The 206-nt window shown below is 70.9% G+C and carries 1 pseudogene; it reads right to left on the bottom strand.

What is annotated here, in order from left to right:
* Positions 1-206 (bottom strand): annotated as a pseudogene (locus HMPREF0072_RS11000) (hypothetical protein); the annotation flags it as partial.

Below are 206 nucleotides of genomic sequence, written 5' to 3' on the forward strand. Positions count from 1 at the left end.
CCTTGAACACGCCACGCGCGTCGCGCGGCTCGCAGCGCAGGTACTGCGGCGCCGGTACCACGCTCTCGCGCAGTGCAGCTGCGGCATGCCACGGCCAACGCGGGTCGTAGAGGATGCCGCGCGCCAGGGCCACGGCATCGGCGTGGCGATGGCGCAGGATCGATTCGGCCTGTTCCGGTTCGGTGATCATGCCCACCGCGATGACC

The organism is Anaerococcus lactolyticus ATCC 51172 (assembly GCF_000156575.1).
GTDB classification, from domain to species: domain Bacteria; phylum Bacillota; class Clostridia; order Tissierellales; family Peptoniphilaceae; genus Anaerococcus; species Anaerococcus lactolyticus.